This is a genomic window from Frankia sp. CeTa3Moorea, from assembly GCF_978021225.1.
Window position 1 is genome coordinate 1 of record NZ_CDXDOR010000261.1, and the last position, 3,664, is coordinate 3,664.

General features: G+C 70.3%; 3 protein-coding genes. 1 reads left to right on the plus strand and 2 read right to left on the minus strand.

Going from position 1 to position 3,664, the window contains the following annotated elements; all coding sequences use genetic code 11:
* A partial coding sequence (locus AC08OV_RS23960; protein WP_476620364.1) for a recombinase family protein occupies nt 1-2,003 on the minus strand: 2,003 nt, incomplete at its 3' end.
* Between the two features lie 130 nt (nt 2,004-2,133).
* Complete coding sequence (locus AC08OV_RS23965; protein WP_476615912.1) at nt 2,134-2,385, minus strand: DUF5372 family protein; 252 nt, start codon at nt 2,383-2,385, stop codon at nt 2,134-2,136.
* Nucleotides 2,386-2,411: 26 nt separating this feature from the next.
* Here AC08OV_RS23965 and AC08OV_RS23970 point away from each other — a divergent pair, with 26 nt between their 5' ends.
* Entirely contained in the window at nt 2,412-3,587 is a 1,176-nt protein-coding gene (locus AC08OV_RS23970; RefSeq protein ID WP_476615911.1) for a reverse transcriptase domain-containing protein, read from the plus strand.
* Nucleotides 3,588-3,664 lie beyond the last annotated feature (77 nt).

Sequence of the window (3,664 nt, forward strand, 5' to 3'; positions counted from 1 at the left end):
GGGTTGAGGTGTCCGGATCGGGCGATGCGTCGGCGGCAGTCGGCCTCGATGGCCGGGTTCCAGGGCACGCACCAGCGTCCGCTGCGGTCCTGGCGGGCGGCGAGCCGGTCGTGGGTGATCCAGTAGTAGGCGGCGCTGTAGCTGACGCCCAAGGTGCGGGCCATGTCGGTGATGCAGATCTCGCCGGGGCCGCAGGGGACGGTGCGGGGTGCGCGGACGTGGTGGGCGTGGCGGGCCCAGCGCACCGCGGGGACGTCGAAGGGGTGCCCCTTGCCGGTGCGGAGCCCGGCTGCGGCCAGGTCGGCGGCCAGGTCGTCGTCGGTGCGTTGCGGACCGAGCCGGGTGATCAGTTCGATGGCGGCGGTGGGGGTGCGTGTGCCGCGGTCGAGGCTGATCTGGTCGGTGGCGCCGGTGTGCCAGCGGATCCCGACCCGGGCTTGGTGGCGGTCGGTCTCGGGGAGCAGGGTGACGTCCGCGATCAGTGTGCGGAGCAGGCGTTTGCGGTCCCGGTCGTCGGTGTCGGGGGCGTGCCACAGTCCGGGCAGGTCGGCGGCCAGCGCCTGCAGGGCGGCGGGTTCGGGCAGCGGCGGCCGGGCCCGGCGGACCGTTTCCAGGGCGGTTTCAGCCTCGGTGACGGCGGCGAGTCGGGCCTCCCAGCGGGTCTCCAGGGTGCGGGCGACCAGCCGGTTTTCCGGTTCGACCCGGTGGAAGGCCCGTTCGGCGCGGTCGGCGTCGTAGCGGGCGCGTTCCACGGCGAGCTCGGCGGCGCGGTGAGCGCGGGTGTGTCGGTCGGTGACCTCATCGGCGGCGGCGAGGGCGAGGTTGATCTGTTCGGGTGACAGGGCGGCCAGCAGCCGTCGGGTGACCGCGTCATCGACGGTGTGGGCCGCGATCGACCGGCAGGTGGGGGTGGCCTGCTGGTCCGCGCGGGACGCGGAGCATTCATACGCGGCCCGGCCACCGCGGTGGTAGCGGGTGGTCATCGGCCGGCCGCACGACCCGCACAGGATGATCCCTTGGCACAGGGCCAGTCCTTCTCGGGGCGGCCGGGCCCCGCGGTGGGTGCAGTTCGCTTCCAGTTTCGCCTGGTGGTCCTCGAAGTCCTGCCAGGTGATGTAACCGGGATGATGATTGTGGATCACTACTGGCCACTGGGCTCGGGGCCGCCGGACGACGCCGGTGTGCACCTGGCCGTCGGGGTCGACCCGCCGCCGGGTCGCGTACCGGCCGAACACGTAACTGCCGGCGTAGCAGGGGTTGTTCAGCACGCCGAGGACCCGGGCGTGGGTCAGCCGGCCCCAGCGCAGCTGACCGGCCCACACCCCACCGAAGGCGCGCAGCGGGAATCGGCGGCCCACGAACGCGGTGACCACCGCGTAGGCCGACCCGCCGGCGGTGAACGCGGCGAAGACGTCCCGGATCGCCGCCTGCACCTCCACGTCCGGGTCCATCACACAGGCACCGTCGTCGTAGACGTAGCCGACCGGCAGCGGGAACCGCAACTCGCCGCGTTCGGCGGCGGCCCGCTTGGCTCCGTGCAGCCGACCGGCCAGCAGGTGCAGCTCGGCTTCGGACATACTGCCCTTGAGTCCGAGCAGGAGCCGGTCGTTGATGTCCGCCAGGTCGTAGACGCCGTCGGTGTCGACCAGCAGCGTGTCGGTGAGGCGGGCCAGTTCCAGCAGCCGGGCGACGTCCGCCGAGGAGCGGGCCAGCCGGGACACCTCCAACCCGAAGATCGCTCCGGTTTCGCCCAGGCAGACCCGGGCCACCAGGTCCCGGAACCCCTCGCGGGCCGCGCCGAACCGGCCCGAGACACCCAGATCGGCGTCGATCACGGTGATATTCGCACGGGCCCAGCCCAGCCGGACCGCCTCGTCGGCCAGGGCATACTGCCGGGCGGTGGACTCGGTGTGTTCCCGTACCTGCGCGAGCGTGGACTGGCGCAGGTAGACGATCGCCCGTCGTTCCCGATGCGAACCGCGAATCTTGTGCTCGCCGTTCACGCCTGCCTCCCAGCACGGACTCGACCATGTTGGCGACCGTCATCACGGCCTCGCGGCACAGGCTGTCCATCCCGGGCACGGCACCTCGTTTCCGCCCGTCCCCGAGCAACCGCGCGCCTGACCCTTCCCATCAGGATCCGCTTCCGCCCACCGTCGCGCGACGGCGCGGCAGCGCGTCCACCAGCGCCCGCGCAGCGGTCAGACCCTCGACAGACAACCGGTGCTCGAACGGTTGCGGGCCGCGGTCGGTCCACTCCTGCGGCAGGGTCACACTCCGTGAGATACCGTCTGCACAGACGAAGACCGCCGCCCCCGCCCGTCGTTTCATGAACAGAACCTCCACCCGCCGGCCCGCCAGCGGGTGGAACGGATGCGTGACCACGAGAAAACCCAAAGATTCTCTAGCCTGTGCGGCTCTATGCAACGACCGTGCCGGTGATCCGGGACCGGGCCTCGCAGGCCGTGGTGCTCAACGCGTTGGAGCCTGAATGGGAGGCCCGGTTCGAGCCGCGAAGCTACGGCTTCCGACCCGGCCGGGGCTGTCACGACGCGATCGAGGCGATCTTCGCAGTCGCCAAAGGGCCGAACCCGAAACGGGCGTGGGTCCTGGACGCGGACCTGACAGCGGCGTTCGACCGGATCGACCATGCCCGGCTTCTGGCTCACCTGCACGGCTTCCCTGCCAAGGGGCGCATTGCCAGGTGGCTGTCAGCCGGGGTGATCGAACACGGCGAATTCGCTCCATCCGAAGAGGGCACCCCGCAAGGCGGGGTCGTCAGTCCCTTGCTGATGAACATCGCGTTGCACGGGATGGAGACCGCCGCCGGAGCCCGATACCGAACGGCCCCGAGCCATCGGGGCCGTTCGGTGCCGGGAACACCGGTGCTCATCAGGTACGCCGATGACCTGGTCGCTCTGTGCCACTCCAGGCAGCAGGCCGAACAGGTCAAGGCGCGTCTCGCGGCGTGGCTGGCGCCCCGGGGGCTGTCGTTCAACGAGGACAAGACGCAGATCGTGCACCTGTCCGCGGGGGTCGACTTCCTGGGTTTCAACATCCGCCACTACCCCAACGGGAAGCTCCTGATTAAGCCTTCGAAGGCGGCGGTCAAGCGGTTCCGGACGAGGCTGCGCACCGAGGTGCGCAACCTTCGCGGCGCCAACAGTCTCGCAGTGATCACCAAGCTGAACCCGATCCTGCGCGGCTGGGCCGCCTACTACCGGACCGCCGTGTCCAAACAGGTGTTCGGCTCGATCGATCACACCTTGGTGTGGACGATGCTCAAGTGGGGCCGACACCGGCATGAAACGAAGTCGTACCGATGGATCGTGAACCGCTACTTTGGGCGGTTCCACCCCACCAGGCAGGACCGTTGGGTGTTCGGCGATCGGGAAACCGGCGCCTGCCTGACGAAACTGTCCTGGACGCCCATCCGCCGCCACCAGATGGTCAACGCCGACGCGTCCCCGGACGACCCGACCTTGGCCAACTACTGGAAGCGGCGCCGACAACGCCGACCGCCACCGGACACGATCAGCACCGCTCCACCGCCTTACCGACCTCGACGCCCACAGGGACTTGCTTGAGCCGGATGCCGGGAAACCGGCACGTCCGGTTCTGAGGGGGCCCCGACGCAGCAATGCGTCGGGGCTACCCGACGGCG